This is a genomic window from Acetomicrobium mobile, assembly GCF_937920065.1.
The window spans coordinates 1-2,228 of sequence record NZ_CALETC010000020.1; the positions used below are offsets into that span (position 1 = coordinate 1).

At 44.3% G+C, this 2,228-nt stretch carries 4 protein-coding genes; all 4 read right to left on the reverse strand.

Annotated features, from left to right (window positions below):
• The coding region (gene deoC / locus Q7P41_RS00720) for a deoxyribose-phosphate aldolase (protein WP_303881308.1) at positions 1–525 on the reverse strand (525 nt) is incomplete at its 3' end.
• A gap of 150 nt (positions 526–675) precedes the next feature.
• Positions 676–1,509, reverse strand: coding sequence for a galactitol-1-phosphate 5-dehydrogenase (locus Q7P41_RS00725; RefSeq protein ID WP_303881311.1), 834 nt, complete (start codon positions 1,507–1,509; stop codon positions 676–678).
• Entirely contained in the window at positions 1,484–1,813 is a 330-nt protein-coding gene (locus tag Q7P41_RS00730; RefSeq protein ID WP_303881315.1) for an FGGY-family carbohydrate kinase, read from the reverse strand. The genes Q7P41_RS00725 and Q7P41_RS00730 overlap by 26 nt, the downstream gene beginning before the upstream one ends.
• Positions 1,782–2,144, reverse strand: a complete 363-nt coding sequence (locus Q7P41_RS00735; protein ID WP_303881313.1) for an FGGY family carbohydrate kinase — start codon at positions 2,142–2,144, stop codon at positions 1,782–1,784. Before Q7P41_RS00735 ends, Q7P41_RS00730 begins: the two co-directional genes overlap by 32 nt.
• Between the last annotated feature and the right edge of the window lie 84 nt (positions 2,145–2,228).

The window sequence follows — 2,228 nt, forward strand, 5'->3', positions numbered from 1 at the left end:
ATTTGCCCGAAGGAGCCTAACATCTTCAAAGGTAGCTCCGCCACTCCCAAAGCCAGTTGACGTCTTGACGAAGTTGGCGCCCGCTTCGGTTGACAGATGGCAAGCTCTTATTTTTTCCTCATCGGTGAGATAGCAACACTCCAAAATGACCTTCACGGTAGCTCCCGCGGAGGCGTCCACCACGGCCTTAATATCCTTTAAAACCTGATCATCGTCCCCATCCTTAAGCGCTCCAATGTTGATCACCATGTCTATTTCCTCTGCTCCCTTTTCCAGGACGCTTTTAGCTTCTAGTGCCTTTGTCTCGGGCAACGTGGCTCCCAGGGGGAATCCAATCACCGAAGCAACCTTTACGCTCGAGCCCTTAAGCAGCTGTGCCGCCAAGCTAACTCTGTAGGGATTGACACAGACCGCAGCAAAACGATATTGCAGTGCTTCCTCGCATAAAAGTTCAATATCGCGCTTGGTCGCCATTGGCTTTAAATTTGTATGATCAATATATTGGGCAATATTTACTGAAGTCATATATAAACGACTCCTCCTTTTTAATTTAATATTTCTTTTTAAGAAGAAACAATATCAAATGCACTTTTTGCTATTTTTATTTCTAGCACGAGCAGGTACACCTCTAGGGTCCCTTTGGATACACCCAATAAAACCTTGGGGGCAACATTTTTAGATTTCGGGCAAAAACATTACTTTGCTAAAGTATTCCTTTCTTTCATACATCACTTTGAATGCTTCCGGAAGCTTGCTCAGCGGCAATCGATGGGATATTAAGGGTTGGCATCTGAGTTTTCCATTTGCCATAAAATACAAAGACCGCTCCCAGTCATTAAAGGAAGGCGAAAACGAGGAATTCCACGATCCCCTAATTGTTAACTCTTTACGAAGTATTCCATCCACAGCATGCTCTGAAAGGGGAAGATCTGTATGCGATATACCACCAAAGACACAACAACCAAGTTTAGCAGTAGATTTTATGCATTGCTCCTGGGTAATCTTATTGCCGGCAAATTCAATAGCTCTTTCCACTCCTTTTTCTTTGGTGATATCTTTAATCTCCTCAACGGGATTGTCAACCTTTCCATTTACACAATCATCCGCTCCCAATTCATGAGCCAGCTGTAGCTTTTCTTCAAATATATCTATGGCTACTACGTGCCCGGCCCCCATAATCTTGCACCACTGTAGAGCTAGCAGCCCTATCGGGCCGAGGCCAAACACCGCCACTTTATCGCCCGGTAGAATACCCACCTTCCTTACAGCGTGTAACGCAACGGAGGCAGGATCTGTCATCGCTCCCTCTTCAAAAGAAACATTATCAGCCAGTTTAAGGAGATTTCTAGCAGGAGCTACAACGTATTCGGCATAAGCACCATTAGTACGCGATCCCAAATAGTTATAATGATCACATAACTGATACTCCCCCACTTTACAAAATTCACAGCTTCCACATGGTATCAATGGAATAACTGTGACCCTATCCCCTACATTGAACTCTTTCACCGCTTCTCCTAACGCAACTATTTCTAAAGAAATTGTATAAATCATGTTTTTCCGCATCGGGACAAATTTTTTCGCGAACGTGTACCATGTTTTGTGCTGCCTCTTCGATAGTTTTATATGCACCTGCAGCTACTGCTGCACAAATTGCAGTCCCTAAAGTCGATGCTTCTTCAACTTCTGTCAGGAATATTGGGACATTACAAACATCGGCGTGGATTTGAAGCCACAAGGCACTACGAGTACCTCCACCACAAGCATAAATTTCAGACACATTAAATCCAGACCGTGCAAACGTATCGAGGATGTGACGAGTACCATAAGCAGTGCCCTCGTAAGCTTATAGGGTTGCCTTTTTCATCCACCGGGACAACGGTTGAGGAAGTCCCGTCGACAGCTATTCCAATGATCTCTTCTTTAGAAACGCCGCTCTTTGTTAAGCACTCTCTCACCGTCGTGACGGTTGCCTCCCACCAATCGTCGGCATCTTGTTCCGCCCAACCGGGCCTTGGAAAATATGTTGAATAATCCTTGGTAGCAAATACAATAGGATAGCCCTCTAAGTCAAAAATTCCGCTTCTTAAACTTTGAGTCCCACAATCAATTCCAATTACATATGGTGGTTTTCTCTTATGCAAAATCATCACGCTCCTTTTTTAATGATGAGCAAGCAACTGATTTGCGGAACCAAAGGGTCAGATATAAGTGAAGAACGCTCATTT